Raw genomic sequence first — 16,634 nt, forward strand, 5'->3', positions numbered from 1 at the left:
CGTGAACTGTCACCGGGTGGCATTTCGGCTCCCCTAGGGTGGGTGGTGCGCGTGGCGCGGCGACCGCATCCTTGACGAAACCGATTCCAAACGATCCCGATCTCCGACGGTCGGCATCACGGATTTCACATCCCGGTCGGGTTTCGAAATGGAGGAACAGATGTCGCCCTATTGCCGTGTCGTTTCCGTGGCGGAAAGCTCGAAAGCACGAGTGGACCGCCTCGAGGGAAGCAAGCTGGAGGAGGACGGCTACGTACTCGTCCGCGACGTGGCCGATCGAGTCGCCGCCGCCGAAGTGGTTGGCTCCCTTGGGAATTTGGTACCGCAGTACAACGGCCATCTCACGCATGACGTGACCTATCGGCCGGGAAACGATCACCGGGCGTACTCGCAAAGCGCGAACACGATTCTGGCGCACACCGAGGCTCCCGGATGGGATCCGAGCCCCGCCTATCTCGCGTTGTTCTGTCACCGCCAGGCGCGCTGCGGGGGAGGGCACACCGACCTCCTCGACGTACGGCACTTGGTCGAGGCCCTCGAACCGGCCGAGCTCGCGCTGATGACCGACGCCGAGCTGGTATTTCCGGGTCCGGACGGCGGAGTGCAGACCACCATGCTGGGCTCGGACGCCACCGGGCGCACTGTCCTGCGGTTCAGCTACAACCTGCTCACCGCCGCCGACTACGATCCCCACCGCGACGCCGACATCGACGACTCCCTGCTGCCGCTCGGTCAGGCCGGCCGCAGGTTGGCGCACCGCGTCAGCGACCTGTTCCACACGCTGCGCACGCGTGTGCTGATCCCGGAGAACGCGCTGCTCATCTGGGACAACCAGCGCATGTTGCACGCGCGGTCGGAGTACGCCGACCGCACCCGTCACCTCACTCGTTTCTGGGCCGACGACCGGAGCCGCGCATGACCATCGACGACCTTCAACTGCAACGCTCCGATGCCGATGGGCTGGTGCACTTTCCGGGACTGCCGGCGTTCGACCCCGCCGACGAAACCGAGAACGCCATTATCCGCCGCCTCGCGGGGAACTGGCACCGGCGGTCGACGGTGAAGCGCGACGAGCCCGACCTCGACGAGCTGTTCGTTGCCGGCCGGGCGGACTATCCGGAGAAACTCGTGCCGTTCCGCGCCCACCCGACGTGGCAGGCGATGCCCGATGCGATGCGGTCGCGGCTGCTGAGCTGGGCGTGGATCGCCTACAACCGGCACACGGTGCTGGCCGAGCAACGTGTCGCCAACCCGGCATTTGCGCTGGTAATGGACGGTGAATTTCCCGGACTCGGTGGCCCGGATTTGGAGATCGCGCTCGCCCAGGCCATGGTCGACGAGCAGTACCACTCCCTGATGCACATCAATGCGAGCGCGCTGACGAGACGCAAACGGGGGCACCTGTTCCCCGACAGCGCGCTTCCCGAGTCGCATACCTCCCGCATGCACAGTCGTTTGCGGGACGAGGCCGCGGAGCGCTGGCAGCGGAGCCTCACCACCTTGGCGTTTGCCACCGTCTCCGAAATTTCGATCAACGCGTACCTCGATCTTCTTGCCGGCGATCGGGACATTCAGGTGGTCAATTCCACTACCGCGCAACTGCACAACCGGGACGAGTACTGCCATGCGTCGATTTCCGACGAGATGGCGAAGCTCGTGTACGACGTGCTGGACGCCGAGAAGCGCCGCTTCTTCCTCGACATGCTCGTGGCAGGGCTGGAGGCGTTCGTGGCCACCGACTATTCCACTTGGGAGGCGATCTTGCGGATCGAGCGGGTGCCGGGCTGGGAGCGGATGGTCGCCGACGTTCGCTCCGAGAGTTCCGCGGCGCGGCTCGTGCGCGACTACAGCGGCCTCCACTCGCTGATGTCGGACATGGATGTCCTCGGGGAAGTCGACTTCGACTGGGGCCTGGCGGTGACGAACACATGACACTCGCCCTCGATACCCACACGGCCCTCAACCCGCGGTCGATCAGCGGCGACCGGCTACGCAAGCTCGTCGTCGAACGCACCGGCGACCCGGTCCTCGCACACGAGGCACACGTGGTGTCCCAGGTACTGCCGTTCAAGGTCAGCAGCTACGTGGTGGACGAACTGATCGACTGGGACCGTGCACCCGACGACCCGATCTACCGCCTGACCTTTCCGCACCGCGACATGCTCGAACCCGAACATTTCGCGGTGATCGAACAGGCGGTGGTGCAGGGCGACCGGGGCGGAATCCGCAAGGCGGCCGACACGGTTCGCGGCTCCCTCAACCCACACCCCGGCGACCAGATGACCATGAACGTTCCCCAGCACGACGACATCGACGGCTCGGGGATGCAACACAAATATGCCGAGACACTGCTGGTGTTTCCCCGCCAGGGACAGACCTGCCACAGCTACTGCGGCTACTGCTTCCGCTGGGCCCAATTCGTGGACCAGCCCGACCTCAGGATGGCCGTGTCCGGGCCGGAGGCGATGACCCGGTACCTCGATCGGCATCCGATGATCACCGACGTCCTGTTGACCGGCGGCGACCCGCTGGTCATGCGGACCGATCTGCTGGCGTCCTACCTCGAGCCCCTTCTCGAACCCGAACGCGCACACGTCGACACGGTCCGGATCGGAACGAAGGCCGTGTCGTTCTGGCCCTACCGCCTGCTGGCCGGACCCGAAGCGGACAGCGTGCTGCGGTTACTCGAGCGGCTGACTGCAGCGGGTAAGCACGTCGCGGTGATGCTGCACCTGTCCCATGTCGCGGAGCTGCAGACCGATGCGGCCAAGGCGGCGCTCGCTCGATTGGCGTCGACGGGAGCGGTGCTGCGCGCCCAGGCGCCGGTGGTGCGTCACGTCAACGACGACCCGCGTGTGTGGGCAGACCTGTGGCAGGCGCAGGTGCGTCACAACTTGGTGCCGTACTACATGTTCGTCGAGCGGGACACCGGCGCCCGGCCGTATTACGGTCTGCCGCTGGCCAGGGCTTACGACATCTATCGCGAAGCGCTGCAACAAGTCTCCGGTCTCGGCCGGACCGCACGCGGACCGGTGATGTCGGCATCACCCGGAAAGGTCGTGATCGACGGCGTCGTCGAGCTGGACGGCGGACGCGCGTTCGCACTGCGTTACCTGCAGGCACGCAATCCGGAGATGGTCGGCAGGCCGTTCTTCGCCGCATACGACGAGCACGCGCAGTGGTGGGACGAATTACGCCCGTACGGCCCGCGCGACCGCGAATTCTTCGGGGGACTCTTGTGAGAGTCACTGCGCATGAAATCAGCTTGACGCAGAGGCACGTGTGGCGTTCGGCCAGGGAAGCGATCCCGGTCCAGCGGGCCCTCGTGGTCGAGGTCGAACAGGACGGTGTCACGGGATTCGGTGAGGCTTCCGCTTTCATGACCGCCCACTACAACTCCGGGGTGGACCAGCTCCACGCGGACCTGCGCCGGATCGCCCCGCTGCTGGCCGACCTCGGCCCCGGCGACCCGGTTGCCGTGTGGCGCGGGCTGTTCGCGGCGCTGCCCGATTCGCCGTTCGTCCTGGCCGCCCTCGATACCGCGGTGCACGACCTGCGGGCCCGGCTGCTCGGCGTGCCGCTGTGGCGGGCCCTCGCTCTGGACTCTCCGCAGGAATTGCGCTCGAGCTTCAGCATCGGGCTCGATGAGACCGAGACGATGGTCCACAAACTGTGCGAGCGGCCCGGATGGGCGGCGTACAAGATCAAACTTGCCGATCCGGGTGATCTCACCGTGCTCGAGGAACTCCGCCGCCACACGAGTGCGCCATTCTATGTGGACGGCAACTGCGGCTGGACGCTGTCTCGACTGCTCCCCGTTCTGCCCGCCCTGCAGGACCTCGGCGTGCAGTTGATCGAGCAGCCGTTTCCGCGGTCGGCGTGGTGGGACACGCGAATGCTGAAGGAGCACAGCCCGATCCCGGTGATCGCCGACGAGAGCATCACCTCGATGCAGGATTTCGCCGCGTGCGCCGAGGCGTTCGACGGTATCAACGTCAAACCGATGAAAGCCGGGGGCATCACCCCGTCCCTCGTGTTGCTGCGCCGGGCCCGCGAGCACGGTCTGCTCACCATGCTCGGTTGCATGCCCGAGTCGGTGGCCGGGGTGTCGGCCACCGCCCACCTGGGCGGATTGGCCGACTACCTCGACGTCGACGCCGTCGACCTGCTGGCCGTGAACACCGGCTTCGGGGTCTCGCTCGACGGTTCCGGCCGCGTCAGTCTCCCGGATCGGCCCGGGTCCGGTTACCTGCCCGACCCCACCGCCCACGGCTGGCGCGTTCGGCCGGTGAGCGCCGAAGAGGTACGACCGGTTCGCCACCGAGTGCTGCGGCCCGGGCAACCCCTGGCGACCTGCGCTTATCCCGAGGACTCTGCCAGCGGCGCCCGGCATTTCGCCGCCCTCGACGCAGGGCGCGTGGTCGGTGTGGCCTCGCTGTACGACGAGGATCCCGAGTACACCGTGCCGGGACTGGCCGCGGGCCGCGGCCGTCGCCTGCGCGGCATGGCCACCCTCGAGGAGGTCCGCGGCACCGGCGCGGGCAGCGCGCTTCTCCGCACCGTGCGCACCAACGCGGTGCTGTCCGGCGCCGACGCGCTGTGGTGCAACGCGCGCACCACCGCCGCGGGCTTCTATCTCGCACAAGGCTTCCGCGTTCTCGGACCCGAATACGACATCCCGGGCATCGGACCCCACGTCTTCATGTATTGGAGTGCTTCATGATCAACCCCACTCGATGGCCCGAGCAGCAGGCGCGCACCCTCGCCGCGCGGGCGTTCCGCGAGGCCGGTGTCCCGGCGGGCAACGCCGAGCAGGTCGCCGACGCCTTGGTCGATACCTCCCTGCGGGGCATCGACACTCACGGTCTGCGGCTGCTTCCGCAGTATCTCGACGAGCTCACGACCGGTGTCGCGAAGGCAACGGCCACGCCGACCGTGGTCTCGGACCGCGGGGCGGGCCTCCTGCTGGATGCGGACGGCGCGCTGGGCGTACTCGCCGGATTGGCCGCCGCCCGGCTGGCCGCCGAGCGAGCCCGGGAATTCGGTGTCGCGGCGGTGGGGGTGCGCAATTCCAACCACTTCGGTGCAGCGTCGGTGTACACCCGGCACCTGGCCCGGCACGGGCTGGTCGGTATCGCGGTGACCTCCGCCGCCTCGCGGGTGGCGCCGTTCGGCGGGGTTGAGCCGCTGTTCGGTACCGACCCGATCAGCGTGGCGGCCGGCGTCGGAGACGACGAGTTCGCGCTCGACATGGCCACCAGCCAGGTGTGCTTCGGTGAGGTGAAGCAGCGCCGGGCCGAGGGACGCCCACTGAACAGCGGCTGGGCGACCGACCTCTGCGGCCGTCCGACCGAGGTGCCCGAAGAGGCGTACGCACTGTCGCCGCTCGGCGGGTACAAGGGGCAGGGCCTCGCGATGGCGGTCACCCTCCTCGGGGCCGTGCTGACCGGATCACCGCCGGATTGGCGGCTCGCGCAGGTCGGCGACGGAACACCGGGCCGCAGTCGCGGCGTCGGTCACTTCGTCCTGGCGCTGGACCCGGGTGCCTTCAGCGGGCAGACCAGTTTCACCGCCGGACTGGTCGACCTTCTGGATACCGTCCGCGCGGTGACGCCGGCCACGGACGCCCCCGTGGTGGCGCCCGGCGATCCTCAGCGCGCCCACCAACGAGAACGGTCGGAGCGGGGAATACCGCTGGACGCGCGAACCGCGGAAGTGCTGGCCGGTCTGGCCGGGAACGTCGTTGCCGACCCGGAGAAGGAGATGGTCCGATGATTCTCGTGCTGATCAGCCCACGGGCTGCGGGGCTGCCGTTCGCCGCGTGGCTCCCCGAGGAGCGTGGACGGATGGTGGCGGTCTGCGCCGCGGGAGCGGAACCGGCCGAGGGATTCGCCGAGGTCATTCCGGTCGCCGACTACAGCGACGACGCCGCGGTGCTGCGTGCCGCTCGCGCTCTTGCGCGCTGGCACCGCCCGACCGCCGTGCTCGCCTTGGCCGAGGTCGACGTCGAGCGGGCCGCGGTGTTGCGCGGTGACCTCGGTCTGCCCGGACTCGACACCGGCACGGCGGCCGCCTACCGCGACAAAATCCTGATGAAGGAACTAGCCTGTGCGGCAGGACTGCTCGTGCCATCCTTCGCGTCGGTGTGCACCCCGGCCGACGTCACCGACTTCATGGCGGACCACCCGGGACGTGTGGTGGTCAAGCCGCGCAGTGGATCCGGTTCGTCCGGCGTGTACGTCCTCGATTCGCCCACACAGGCGGACGGCCTCGCCGACGACCTCGCGGCAACGCCGTACGAGGTCGAAGAGTTCGTCGACGGCGCGGTGCACCATGTAGACGCATTCCGGGTGGCCGGGCAACCGGTGGCGGCGGTCGCCTCCCGCTACACCGGCCAGGGATGCCTCGAACACTGGACCGACGCCCCGTTCGGCTCGCAGTCGGTCGATACCGCAGACCCACTCCATGCGCGCCTGGTGGAGGAGACCTGGCGACTCGTCGATGCACTCGCCTCGCCTCCCACGATCTGTGTGCACGCCGAATTCTTCGTCACCGGCAGCGGCGACATCGTCCTGTGCGAGGTGGCTGCCCGAATCGGCGGCGGCCCGATCCCGATCATGTTGCGGCACATCCTGGGAATCGACCCACGGCACCTGTGGGCGCGCGTGGAATGCGGCCTTCCCGTCGACGTGGACGCGGTACGCCGGCACGTCGCAGCGGCACCACACGCCGCGTTCTACGGCGTGCCACCCCGGCAGGGCCGGGTGCGGCGAATCCCCGACGCACCGCCCGGTGTTCACGACTTCACGGTGAACACCCACGTCGGGGACCACTGGAGCGCCAGCCGATACAGCGGGCGTAAGTCGGCGGACTTCCTCGCTTTCTGGGTGCTCACCGACTCGGACTTCACCGCTCTCGAGCGCCGGCTCGCCGCCACCGCCGACCGTGTTGCCGCCGAATTCGACTGGGACCGCGACGAAACGGAGAACGCAGCATGACCGGCAGCAGCACCCTCACCGGTGGCCTCACCGCCCACCTCCTTCCCTCCGGTGCCCGCCCGAGCGCTCTGGACTTCGCGGGCATCGCCGAGCCGGACATCATCTGGGAGGACGCGCGGTGGTGCCGGTTCGTCGAACGCACCGACCTGCACGAGGTTCGCTATCTCGAGGTGCGGGAGGACGGCCAGACCGTCGCCCTGGCTCCGCTGCTGTTCACCGCGCAGCCCGGTGGCCTGCTCTTCTACGATCCGCCCCGGCTGGTGGGAACCCCGGGTGCACTGGCCGAACCGGAGCTGCTCGACGAGACTGATCGGCAGCGCTGGGCCGAGCTCAGCGCAGCGCTGCCCGCCGCGCGCGAGGACCAGTATCCGTCGCTCGCGATCGCGACGTTCGGGAACCACCACGGGGTGGCGCATGCTCCCGGCCGCACGCACGACGAGCGCCAGGCCGTCATGGCCGTCCTGCCCGAGCTGCTTCAGCAAGCCGGCGACGAACTCGGCTGCCGCAGTGTGGCATTATTGTATGTCGGCGAGCCGGAATCCGAGGCTGTAGACCACTGCGCCTCCCGCGCCGGATACACGGCGGCACTGCTGGGCGCTGAGGGCGTGCAGGACCTGGCCGGTGACAGCTGGGCGGAGTACGTGGCGGGGCTGAGCAAACGCCGGCGTGTTCGGCTCCGCAAGGAGGTCGCGGACTACGAGCGGGCTGGCATGCGCACAGCGGTCCGGTGTGGACCGGAGGCACTCGACGACGAGGTGATCGCCCTCCAGGTCGCACACCGGGCCAAGTACGGACTGCCCGGCGGCGAGGACCGGGTTCGCCGCGACTTCGACGCCGTCCGCGAGGAATTGGGTGACGCGTGTGTCGTGCTGCGCGCCGAACGCGCGGATCGGCTGGTGGGTTTCGTGCTGTATCTACGCACCCGGGACACGCTGTTCGCGCGGACCGCGGGATTCGCCGCCGATGCTCGCGGTTGCTATCTCACGCTGACGTACCACGAGACGGCGAGGTGGGCCGTGGAGCACGGCATCCGTCATGTCCACTACGGCATGGCGGCCTACGAGGCCAAACATGCCCGCGGCTGCCGATTACACCCCCGCTGGGGCTGGTTCGCCTTCCGCGGCGCGGGCTCCGACATCTTATCCGAGACCCTCGCGCTGCAATCACAGAGCATCGAACGCCGGCTCGAACTGGTCGGTGCGCCCGCGGCGCCGGTCGCGTCCCGACACCTCACTGCCCCTACCGAACCGAAAGTGGAACGATGAAACTGACCCCGACCAGCACTGTATGGATGGACGGCGAGTTCGTCGCATGGGACGAGGCCCAGGTCCACGTGCTGACACCGAGCCTGCACTACGGATGGGGCGTCTACGAGGGCATCCGTGCCTATGACACGGAGAGCGGCCCCGCGGTGTTCCGGCTTCGCGATCACCTACGACGGCTCCACGACTCGGCCCGGGTGTATCTGATGGACCCGGGGTGGTCGGTGGACGAGCTCACCGAGGCCTCCCTCGAGTTGCTGCGCCGCACCGGCCTGGACTCCGGCTATCTGCGCCCGATCGTCTACCTCGGTTACGGCTCGATGGGCGTCGCTCCGGCGCTGGACAGCACCCGGGTGGCGATCGCGGCCTGGCCCTGGGGTTCCTACCTCGGCGAGTCCGCGGAACAGGACGGCTGTCGCCTGATGGTCAGCAGTTGGCAGCGCAACGGCATCCACGCCGTTCCGCCGCTCGCCAAAGCGACCGGCGCCTACGTCAATTCGGCACTGGCCAAGGTGGGCGCGCTGCGCGCCGGTTACGACGACGCGCTGATGCTCACCGCCACCGGTCACGTGGCCGAGGCGTCCGCAGCGAACATCTTCACCGTCCGCGACGACGTACTGATCACGCCGCCGATCAGCGACAACATCCTGCCCGGGATCACCAGGGACACCGTGATCACCCTCGCCCGGGATCTGGGGCTCACAGTGAAGGAGCAGAGCCTGACCCGCAGCGAACTCTACGTCGCCGATGAAGCGTTCCTCACCGGCACTGCGGCCGAGATCGTCCCGGTGGCGTCGGTCGACGACCGCCCGCTCGCCGCAGGTGGTTGCGGTCCGATCACCAAGCAGCTGCGCGACGTCTTCCACGACGTGGTCCGGGGGCGCGTACCCGCCTACCGACACTGGCTGGAGTTCACATGAACACACGTTCCCTGCTCTCGACCACCGACCAGGTCGCCGACGCTTGGACCGGTGGTGGCCTCGGTATCCTGGAAGGCTTGGTCGCCGACTTTGTCAGCGGGACAGAACAATCCAACGACACACCCACCGCTGTCGCTCGACGGGAGGAAGTCGCGGACCGGGTGGTGACCGTGCTGGGTGCGCGGGCATGGCACGCGCTGCCGGAGGCGTCTCACGGTCGGGCACGCCGCGCGGCACGGCGCGCCGTCGCGTACTCGCTCGCCGTGGATGTCGCTTCCGCCGGCGGGCCCACCGGTGCGCGGAGCGACTGCTGGGTGCTCACCGTCCACGCACTGGAACTGCTCACGGTGGCCGCGCATTTCGACGCCGTCACCGACCGGACCCGCGAGCTGCTCGGATCGGCGCCCGAAGGACGGTTGCTCGCCGCCTGGCAGATGGTGAACGACGGCCTCGCCGTCGTGGCTACCACACGCCACGAATGGGTCGGGGCAGATCCCGCGACCGTCGCTGCCGCGGGATGGGTGCTGGTGGACCGGATGAGCCGGTTACTGATCGCCGCAGCTCTGATCGCGCAGGCCAGATCGACCGTATTGCCCGCTCCGACAGTCGAACTGCTTGTCAACGCGGCACGCCGGTATGCCTGGAATCATGTGCGCGGCCCTGCGCCTGAGGCCGCCACCGCCACCCACGTGCACCGTTCGGCGGATCTCGTCCGAGCGTTCGCGACCCGGGGAATCCTCCCGTGAACCCGGGCCTACGGCGACTCGGTGGTGTGCTGCTTCCCGGCAGTCCTGCGGGTCGCACGCTGGCCGTCGGTGCCGGAATCGACTCGCTCGGTACCGGCATGTTCTTCGCGTCCTTCGCCCTGTACTTCATCGGCGTCGTCGGCCTCAGCGCCAATCAGATCGCCCTTGCGACCACCATGGCGGGTGCGCTCGCCCTGCTCGCCCCGGTGCCCCTGGGCCGGCTTGCCGACCGGGTGGGTCCGGCGCGGTTCTACGTCGCCCTGCTGGTGGTGCGCGGCCTCGGCTACGGCTGCTTTGCGCTTGTCTCCGACTTCACTGCCTACCTGCTGCTCACCGTGGTGCTCACCGCCGCCGACCGGTCGAGCAGTCCGATCCAGCAAGCCGTCATCACAGCCGTGATCGGCGGTCACGACCGCACCCGGACGATGGCCACCATCCGCGCTATCCGAAATGTGGGACTCACTGTCGGGTTCCTTCTGGCAGGCATCGTCTTCGCGACGGGCGCGCAGGCGGCCTTCACAGCGCTGTTCGTGGGAAACGGGATCTCCTTTCTCGCCGTCGCGGTGGCCGTGCGACTCGTCCTCCGCAGGACGGGAACGGTAGTGGAGCGCAAACCTTCTCGCGCCGACGAGGATCCGGCCGCGGCCACGGTGCGCTCACCACTGCGTGATCGGTGGTTCATGGTATTCACCGTCGGGAACGGCGTGCTGGCGCTGTACGACACGGTGCTGATCGTTCTGCTGCCGATCTGGATTCTCGAGTACACCGCGGTGCCGCTTGTATGGGTGCCGGTATTCATGGCCGTCAACACCGTGCTGACCGTGGTGCTGCAGGTGTATGTGGCCCGATTCGCCCACGGTACGGCCGCGGCCACTCGACTCCTGATCGCGACCGGAGCCCTGATGGCGATCGGCTGTGGATTGCTCGCACTGGGACACCTGGCCGCGACCCCTACCGCGGTGGTCGCCGTTCTGCTCGCGGTCGTAGTGCTATCCGTTGCCGAGAACGTCCACTCGGTGGCGGCGTGGGAGTTGTCGGCGGAACTGTCGCCGCAGCCTGCCATCGCCCGCTATCTCGGCGCGTTCAGTCTCGGAATGACCGGCCAGAAGGTGGTCGGCCCCACCCTCCTCGTCGTCGTCCTGCTGCCGGCAGGGCTGATCGCCTGGCCCGTCCTGGCCGGAACGTTCGGTGCCGCAGCCTTGGTCTCGCGGGCGGCGGCGCGTCGCTGCCACGCCGAACATGCACGCGCACAAACTCTTTCGGACGAACAGCTACCGGCGTCGCCACTCCAGAAAGCACGGTGAAAACATGACCGAACACGTCTTGGTCGTCGGCAGCGGCCGCGACCTTCCGAGCCGGGTCCGCAGCGCCCTCCCCGGCACGCAGACCTCCGTGATCTGCCGGCTCGACTTCGTTGCCAAGCTCCGGCAACTGACCGAGCACGCCCGGGTGATCGCCGTGCGGCACGATGCCCCGGACGAGGAATGGATAGCACTGGCCAGGGCGGCGCACGCCCGGCATCCGTTCACCCGCATCGCGACGTTCGGTGAACGCGATCAGGACCGCTGCGCCGCGATCGGCGAGGCGCTTGGCCTGACCACCCACTCGCGGCGCACGGTCGCGTTGATCCACGACAAAGACGCCATGCGCGCGCAGCTCCGGGACGCGGGCATCGACTCCACCGCCTCCGCCATCGTCGCCGACGTGGACGCACTGCACACGTTCGTGGGGGAACACGGCCTGCCCTGTGTCGTGAAACCGGTCTGCGGCGCGGGCAGCGCCGGGGTGGCCGTGATTCAGGAGGACGCTGCGCTCGCGGCGGCGTTCGAGCGCGCGGGAGGCAGCTTCGACGGCCTTCCGAACAGCGGCGTGCTGGTGGAGCAATTCCATGAGGGACCGCAATTCAGTGTCGAGGCGTTCTCGGAAAGCAGTGAACACCAGGTCGTCGCCATTACGCGCAAATTCTCCGACCCGGCCACCTTCGTCGAACTCGGCCACGTGGCACCGGCCGAACTTTCGGCGGCCGAGGAAGAACAGGTGCACACCTATGTGGAACGGCTGCTCGACGCACTCGGAGTGGAGTTCGGGGCCACGCACACCGAGATCGTCCTCGGATCCCAGGGACCGAGGGTCATCGAGACCCACGTGCGAATGGGAGGCGACGAGATTCCAGCTCTCGCCTTGGACGCCACCGGCGTCGACCTCGCCGACTGTGTCGTGCGCCAAACGGTAGGGGAGAAGGTTCTTCCGGGAATTCGGGCGGTTCTCGCCGAGGAGCGGCCCGGTCGGTGTTCCGCGATCTGGTTCGCGGCCGCCCCGGTTGCAGGAGTGCTCACGGAGGTCGGCGGCCTCGACGACGCCCGGAATGTCGACGGTGTGACCGAGGTGCAGTCGCTGGTCCGACCGGGCAGCAAAGTCGAGGTCCTGGAGTCGTCGGACTCGCGGGTGGCCTACGCACGGGCCCTCGGAGACACGGCCGAGCAGGCGCTCGTCGCCGCTCGCGAAGCTGTCGGCTGCCTCGAATTCCAGGTGCGGGTGGCGGCAGCGAACGTGGTGTCGGTGTGACGTGGGGTCGGACACGAGGAGTGCGAGCGACCTCGTCGCGGGTTGCGACTGAAAACCGATCGGTTTAGGGTGTGGATGTAAACTGATCGGTTTCAGAAGTCAGGGAGTCCAATGATGACGTCAACTCAGCGGGTGGCCCTCGTTACGGGTGCGTCATCCGGTATCGGGAGAGAATCGGCTCTCGCGCTGGTGAAGGCAGGTTTCACAGTTGTCGGTACCAGCCGCGACGCCTCGCGAAGCACCCCGCTCGACGGTGTGACGTTCTTCGACCTGGACGTGTCCGACGAAGCATCGGTCAGCGCCTTGGTTGAGCAGGTGATCGCACGGTTCGGGCGGATCGACGTCCTGGTCAACAACGCCGGCATCGGTTTGATGGGCGCGGCCGAGGAAAACTCCGTTGCACAGTCACGGGGCGTCTTCGATATCAACGTCTTCGGCGTGATGCGTATGACGAGGGCGGTACTGCCGCACATGCGAGCGCTGGGACGTGGGCGCATCATCAACCTTTCGTCGGTCTACGGGCTGATCCCGGGACCGTACCTGGCCGCCTACGTCGCGTCGAAGCATGCAGTCGAGGGCTACTCCGAATCTGTGGACCACGAGGTCCGCGAACACGGCGTGCGGGTCCTCCTGGTCGAGCCCGGTGGGACGAACACCGGGTTCGAGGCGAACAGTGCGCGGCCTGATTCGCCGTTGCCGGCCTACGAGAAGCAACGCCGGATCGCCGATCAGGTGCTTGCGACGTCGGTCGAAGGCGGCGACACCCCGGCCACCGTCGCACGCGCGGTCGTAGCGGCGGCGACGGATTCGAAGCCGAAGCAGCGCTATACCAGCGGCCCGCTGGCCTCACGTGTCAGCATGTTGCGCCGCTTCGCTCCAGTCCGGATCTTCGATACACAGATGCGCAAGTACCACCGCTTGACCAACTGATGCCTGCTCGGCATCACTTGGGATCTCGGCTCTCAGGATCAATTGACGCGGCAGTCGCGATCCGATTCGCCTTGTACTGAGGGAGCTACTTGGAGGCCGCCAGTTCCTCGGCGATTTCGATGTCGATTTCCTGCTCGGTCATTTCTCCGAACAGGTGATTGGTGAACATTTCTCGACTCGATCCCGTGGTGGTGGTCCGGTCGCTGGAGGCTCCAGCAGCGGCTCTACTGAATGTATCGCCGTGGGGTGCGCTGGTGTTTCACCCCAGCTCCGGGTTTTTTCAAGGTGGTCTGCGGGACCGGCGGTGTGCGCCGGACCCCGCTCATTCGCGCATTCCGTCGGCAAGCTCCAGAACGCGCCCGACGTATCGGCTCATGAATGTGTTGAACGCCAGTTGTGACAGTTCGGGGCACCCGGCCTTGCGGAAGAAGTGCTCCAAACCGACGAGTTCGGTGCCGATACAGACTCGTTGGTCATCGAGGTCGGCGAGCCGGTGTACGAGGCGCTCGAGTTCGTCGGCCTTGCTCATCACTTCGTCCATCGGACTTCACCTCGTACTCGATGCGATGGTGGTTTTTCGGTAGGGCGAGCGCGTCAGATGGGGGTCTTTCCGCGTCGCGACTCCGAGTCTACCAGCTATTCGAACGTGTGTGCGAATAGCTTGCCCGCATGCGAACGAGGCCTTCGGCACGGTGCCGTCGAGTGGTGTTCAGTTGTGGGCCGCGGCGCTCAATCGGTTATTGCACCGCATGGTTCCTGTGATCTTGCTGCACGTGCCTTCGCGGCCGAGCAGCGTTCGGCTCAGCAGTATCAAGCCCCAGGGGCCGATCACCCAGACCGGCCAGAAGTAGATCATGACGCCGGTGGCGAGCGAGATGATGCCCCAGATCACGATGTTGAGGCTCCCGGCGGCGAGCCAGGCAAGCCACTCGATGCGTTGGTGGCTCGGAAGACGCCGGCGCGCAGGCTGGGATGATCGGATCTGGCGCGGGGCAGGTGCGGGGGCGGCCGGAAGGTCGCGCAACACCTGACGTACCTGTGCTTGGGTGACCGACCGATACACCTGGGCTACCCGCTGGTCGAACTCCTCGATGGTGAGACGCCCAGCGGTGAGATGCCGGCCGAGTTCGTCGACGACCTTCTCGCGTTCGGAATCGGATATCCGGATGTTGTCCGCGTACTCCATCGGACCCTCCTCGGCGGTGACATTCCACTGTGGAATGTCGATGTCTTCTATGATCGATATGACACAGTGGAATGTCAACCCCTCACTTACGAAGGACGATGTCATGGCCGAACGCCCCCTCAATGCCACCGCCGCGTCGCTTCTCGGTTTCCTGCACGAGGGATCGAAGACGGGGTGGGACCTGGTGGTCACCGCCCAGGAACGCATCGGCAAGTTCTGGTCGATCACGACCAGCCAGGTGTATCGGGAGCTTGCTGCGATGGAGCGTGCCGGATTGATCGAGGCGGGGGAGCGGGGCACCCGCGAGCGCAAGCCCTACACCCTGACCGATGAGGGTCGGCGGGCGTTTGCGGACTGGATCGAACGCGACCCCGCAGCGGAGAACATTCGCTATCCATTGCTGCTCACCGTCGCATTCGGCGCGCATCTTCCGCCCGAGCGGTTGGACGCGATGCTGGACTCTCACCGCACCGCACATGAGCATCAGCTCGCCGAGTACGAGCGCGAGGCAGAAGTGCACACCTCCAACGAATATGCCTTGGCGACACTGGACTTCGGAATCGTGTACGAGCGCGCCGTCCTGGAATGGTTCGATCGCGTCGGCAAGCGGCTGGGGCGCGGGAGGCGGAGCCGCTGACGGCACTCCGAGCAACGTCGAACGTCGGGGTGGGAAGATCTGCACCCTGGGGTATCTGTGTGCCGGGCGAGCATTCTTCGACGATTGGAGTACGCATCCCCCAATCGCGCGAGCGAGGAAGAACGGGCTCACTATGCCAATCGCTGTCGACCAGGCACTTTTCACCCGCAAGGAGAGGCAAGCGCACGAGTACACAACTCCGTCGGCGCCGCCGACGACCGTGCCCGTCATCGAAGCAATTGCGACCGGTGTGCCTGACCTGGTCCTCGACCAATCCGTCGCAGCGGACTGGATGGCTGGGCAATTCTCCGATTCGGAGCAGCAAGCCCGAATCCGACGCATCTTCCGCAAGACCATGATCAACACGCGTCGATTCGCGGTCGACCCGCTTGCTCCTCGACCTCATGCGCCCAGCGGCACATCAGCGACGATCCAGGATCGGATGCACCTGTTCTATCGCCACGCCGTTCCGCTGGCGGTCGATGTGGCGCGGCGGGCGCTCGACGGTGTCGACCCGGCAGACCTCGGACTTCTCGTTTTCGCCACGAGCACCGGCGTCATCGCGCCCGGCGTTGATGTCGCGGTCATCGAAGAACTCGGACTGCCTCGGTCGGTCGCTCGCCTGGTGGTCAACTTCATGGGCTGCGCTGCAGCGATGAACGGAATTCGCACCGCCTCGGACTTTGTCCAGGCCAATCCGGACAAGAAGGCGATGGTCGTGTGCATTGAGCTCAACTCGGTGCATGTCTTCCCCATCGAGGACGTCGACGACGCGGTGATCCACAGTCTGTTTGGAGACGGCTGCGGCGCGGTAGTCATCGGGGCAAATCGACGGGCGGAGCAGGCCGAAGCCGGATCGATCGTCATTCGGGACACATTCACCCACCTCTTCGAGGCCACGGAAGACGGCATCACGGTCGGTGTCCACCACGACGGTATAAGGTGCGGGCTGTCCGAGAACGTCCCCAAGTACATCTACGATGGCGTTGCTCCCGTCGTCGGAGACGTTCTGCGCCGCAATGGATTGCAGCAGTCAGACGTCGATGTGTGGGCAATCCACCCGGGCGGGCCGAAGATCTTGCTCGAATCCGCGCGATCGCTCGGCCTTCCGGCTGCGGCCTCGGCGACGAGCTGGGCGGTTCTTGGTGAATACGGAAACATGTCGAGCGTCGCACTGATCTTCGTGCTCGAACGGATCGCCGGTCAGGCAGAGGCGAACAAGCCGATTTCGACGGGCGTCGCGTTCTCGTTCGCGCCAGGAATCACGATCGAGGGATTCGTCTTCGATGTCGTTCGCCAGTAACCATGCTTCTCTCGGCCATCCGGCCCGGTCGAGCGGGCCCGACCGCGGGTAGGGGGTCCTGTCGTGCGGTGCGTAGCTCACCCCCAG

Annotated in this window: 16 protein-coding genes; 14 read left to right on the top strand and 2 right to left on the bottom strand. The window is 67.1% G+C overall.

What is annotated here, in order from left to right; genetic code table 11:
• Positions 1-160 precede the first annotated feature (160 nt).
• The 12 genes from ACH49N_RS30995 (at position 161) to ACH49N_RS31050 (ending at position 13,421) form a co-directional block, all read left to right on the top strand.
• Positions 161-919 (top strand): TauD/TfdA family dioxygenase, encoded by a 759-nt coding sequence (locus ACH49N_RS30995; RefSeq protein ID WP_358276589.1) that lies wholly within the window; start codon positions 161-163, stop codon positions 917-919.
• Positions 916-1,932 (top strand): diiron oxygenase, encoded by a 1,017-nt coding sequence (locus ACH49N_RS31000; RefSeq protein ID WP_358276588.1) that lies wholly within the window; start codon positions 916-918, stop codon positions 1,930-1,932. Before ACH49N_RS30995 ends, ACH49N_RS31000 begins: the two co-directional genes overlap by 4 nt.
• The gene (locus ACH49N_RS31005) at positions 1,929-3,242 is read left to right on the top strand and encodes a lysine 2,3-aminomutase (protein ID WP_358276587.1); all 1,314 of its coding nucleotides are present in this window, start codon (positions 1,929-1,931) and stop codon (positions 3,240-3,242) included. The genes ACH49N_RS31000 and ACH49N_RS31005 overlap by 4 nt, the downstream gene beginning before the upstream one ends.
• A 23-nt stretch (positions 3,243-3,265) precedes the next feature.
• Entirely contained in the window at positions 3,266-4,723 is a 1,458-nt protein-coding gene (locus tag ACH49N_RS31010; RefSeq protein ID WP_358276586.1) for a GNAT family N-acetyltransferase, read from the top strand.
• Positions 4,720-5,775, top strand: a complete 1,056-nt coding sequence (locus ACH49N_RS31015) for an Ldh family oxidoreductase (protein ID WP_358276585.1) — start codon at positions 4,720-4,722, stop codon at positions 5,773-5,775. Before ACH49N_RS31010 ends, ACH49N_RS31015 begins: the two co-directional genes overlap by 4 nt.
• A complete protein-coding gene (locus ACH49N_RS31020) occupies positions 5,772-6,998 on the top strand; it encodes a carboxylate--amine ligase (protein ID WP_358276584.1) in 1,227 nt (408 codons plus the stop codon). Before ACH49N_RS31015 ends, ACH49N_RS31020 begins: the two co-directional genes overlap by 4 nt.
• Entirely contained in the window at positions 6,995-8,263 is a 1,269-nt protein-coding gene (locus ACH49N_RS31025) for a GNAT family N-acetyltransferase (RefSeq protein ID WP_358276583.1), read from the top strand. The genes ACH49N_RS31020 and ACH49N_RS31025 overlap by 4 nt, the downstream gene beginning before the upstream one ends.
• Positions 8,260-9,180: a branched-chain amino acid transaminase gene (locus ACH49N_RS31030; protein ID WP_358276582.1), complete on the top strand. Its 921-nt coding sequence runs from the start codon at positions 8,260-8,262 to the stop codon at positions 9,178-9,180. The genes ACH49N_RS31025 and ACH49N_RS31030 overlap by 4 nt, the downstream gene beginning before the upstream one ends.
• Entirely contained in the window at positions 9,177-9,926 is a 750-nt protein-coding gene (locus tag ACH49N_RS31035; protein WP_358276581.1) for a hypothetical protein, read from the top strand. Before ACH49N_RS31030 ends, ACH49N_RS31035 begins: the two co-directional genes overlap by 4 nt.
• The gene (locus ACH49N_RS31040) at positions 9,923-11,230 is read left to right on the top strand and encodes an MFS transporter (RefSeq protein ID WP_358276580.1); all 1,308 of its coding nucleotides are present in this window, start codon (positions 9,923-9,925) and stop codon (positions 11,228-11,230) included. The genes ACH49N_RS31035 and ACH49N_RS31040 overlap by 4 nt, the downstream gene beginning before the upstream one ends.
• A gap of 4 nt (positions 11,231-11,234) precedes the next feature.
• Entirely contained in the window at positions 11,235-12,491 is a 1,257-nt protein-coding gene (locus ACH49N_RS31045) for an ATP-grasp domain-containing protein (RefSeq protein WP_358276579.1), read from the top strand.
• A gap of 114 nt (positions 12,492-12,605) precedes the next feature.
• A complete protein-coding gene (locus ACH49N_RS31050; protein WP_358276615.1) occupies positions 12,606-13,421 on the top strand; it encodes an oxidoreductase in 816 nt (271 codons plus the stop codon).
• A gap of 322 nt (positions 13,422-13,743) precedes the next feature.
• Here the strand turns inward: ACH49N_RS31050 and ACH49N_RS31055 are convergent, their stop codons facing one another.
• Positions 13,744-13,962 carry a hypothetical protein gene (locus ACH49N_RS31055; protein WP_358276578.1) on the bottom strand — a complete coding sequence of 73 codons (219 nt, stop codon included), beginning with the start codon at positions 13,960-13,962 and terminating at the stop codon, positions 13,744-13,746.
• Between the two features lie 168 nt (positions 13,963-14,130).
• Positions 14,131-14,607, bottom strand: a complete 477-nt coding sequence (locus ACH49N_RS31060; protein WP_358276577.1) for a DUF1707 domain-containing protein — start codon at positions 14,605-14,607, stop codon at positions 14,131-14,133.
• A 103-nt stretch (positions 14,608-14,710) separates the two neighbouring features.
• Here ACH49N_RS31060 and ACH49N_RS31065 point away from each other — a divergent pair, with 103 nt between their 5' ends.
• Both ACH49N_RS31065 and ACH49N_RS31070 read left to right on the top strand, forming a co-directional pair.
• Positions 14,711-15,244 carry a helix-turn-helix transcriptional regulator gene (locus tag ACH49N_RS31065; RefSeq protein WP_358276576.1) on the top strand — a complete coding sequence of 178 codons (534 nt, stop codon included), beginning with the start codon at positions 14,711-14,713 and terminating at the stop codon, positions 15,242-15,244.
• Positions 15,245-15,377: 133 nt separating this feature from the next.
• Entirely contained in the window at positions 15,378-16,547 is a 1,170-nt protein-coding gene (locus ACH49N_RS31070; RefSeq protein WP_358276575.1) for a 3-oxoacyl-[acyl-carrier-protein] synthase III C-terminal domain-containing protein, read from the top strand.
• Positions 16,548-16,634: the final 87 nt, after the last annotated feature.

This window comes from Rhodococcus sp. NPDC019647 (assembly GCF_044389235.1).
Lineage (GTDB): Bacteria > Actinomycetota > Actinomycetes > Mycobacteriales > Mycobacteriaceae > Rhodococcus_F > Rhodococcus_F oxybenzonivorans.

Coding starts and splice junctions, on each gene's coding strand:
- ACH49N_RS30995 (WP_358276589.1), top strand. CDS start 161: ATGTCGCCCTATTGCCGTGTCGTTTCCGTGGCGGAAAGCTCGAAAGCA.
- ACH49N_RS31000 (WP_358276588.1), top strand. CDS start 916: ATGACCATCGACGACCTTCAACTGCAACGCTCCGATGCCGATGGGCTG.
- ACH49N_RS31005 (WP_358276587.1), top strand. CDS start 1,929: ATGACACTCGCCCTCGATACCCACACGGCCCTCAACCCGCGGTCGATC.
- ACH49N_RS31015 (WP_358276585.1), top strand. CDS start 4,720: ATGATCAACCCCACTCGATGGCCCGAGCAGCAGGCGCGCACCCTCGCC.
- ACH49N_RS31020 (WP_358276584.1), top strand. CDS start 5,772: ATGATTCTCGTGCTGATCAGCCCACGGGCTGCGGGGCTGCCGTTCGCC.
- ACH49N_RS31025 (WP_358276583.1), top strand. CDS start 6,995: ATGACCGGCAGCAGCACCCTCACCGGTGGCCTCACCGCCCACCTCCTT.
- ACH49N_RS31030 (WP_358276582.1), top strand. CDS start 8,260: ATGAAACTGACCCCGACCAGCACTGTATGGATGGACGGCGAGTTCGTC.
- ACH49N_RS31035 (WP_358276581.1), top strand. CDS start 9,177: ATGAACACACGTTCCCTGCTCTCGACCACCGACCAGGTCGCCGACGCT.
- ACH49N_RS31045 (WP_358276579.1), top strand. CDS start 11,235: ATGACCGAACACGTCTTGGTCGTCGGCAGCGGCCGCGACCTTCCGAGC.
- ACH49N_RS31050 (WP_358276615.1), top strand. CDS start 12,606: ATGACGTCAACTCAGCGGGTGGCCCTCGTTACGGGTGCGTCATCCGGT.
- ACH49N_RS31055 (WP_358276578.1), bottom strand. CDS start 13,962: ATGGACGAAGTGATGAGCAAGGCCGACGAACTCGAGCGCCTCGTACAC.
- ACH49N_RS31060 (WP_358276577.1), bottom strand. CDS start 14,607: ATGGAGTACGCGGACAACATCCGGATATCCGATTCCGAACGCGAGAAG.
- ACH49N_RS31065 (WP_358276576.1), top strand. CDS start 14,711: ATGGCCGAACGCCCCCTCAATGCCACCGCCGCGTCGCTTCTCGGTTTC.
- ACH49N_RS31070 (WP_358276575.1), top strand. CDS start 15,378: ATGCCAATCGCTGTCGACCAGGCACTTTTCACCCGCAAGGAGAGGCAA.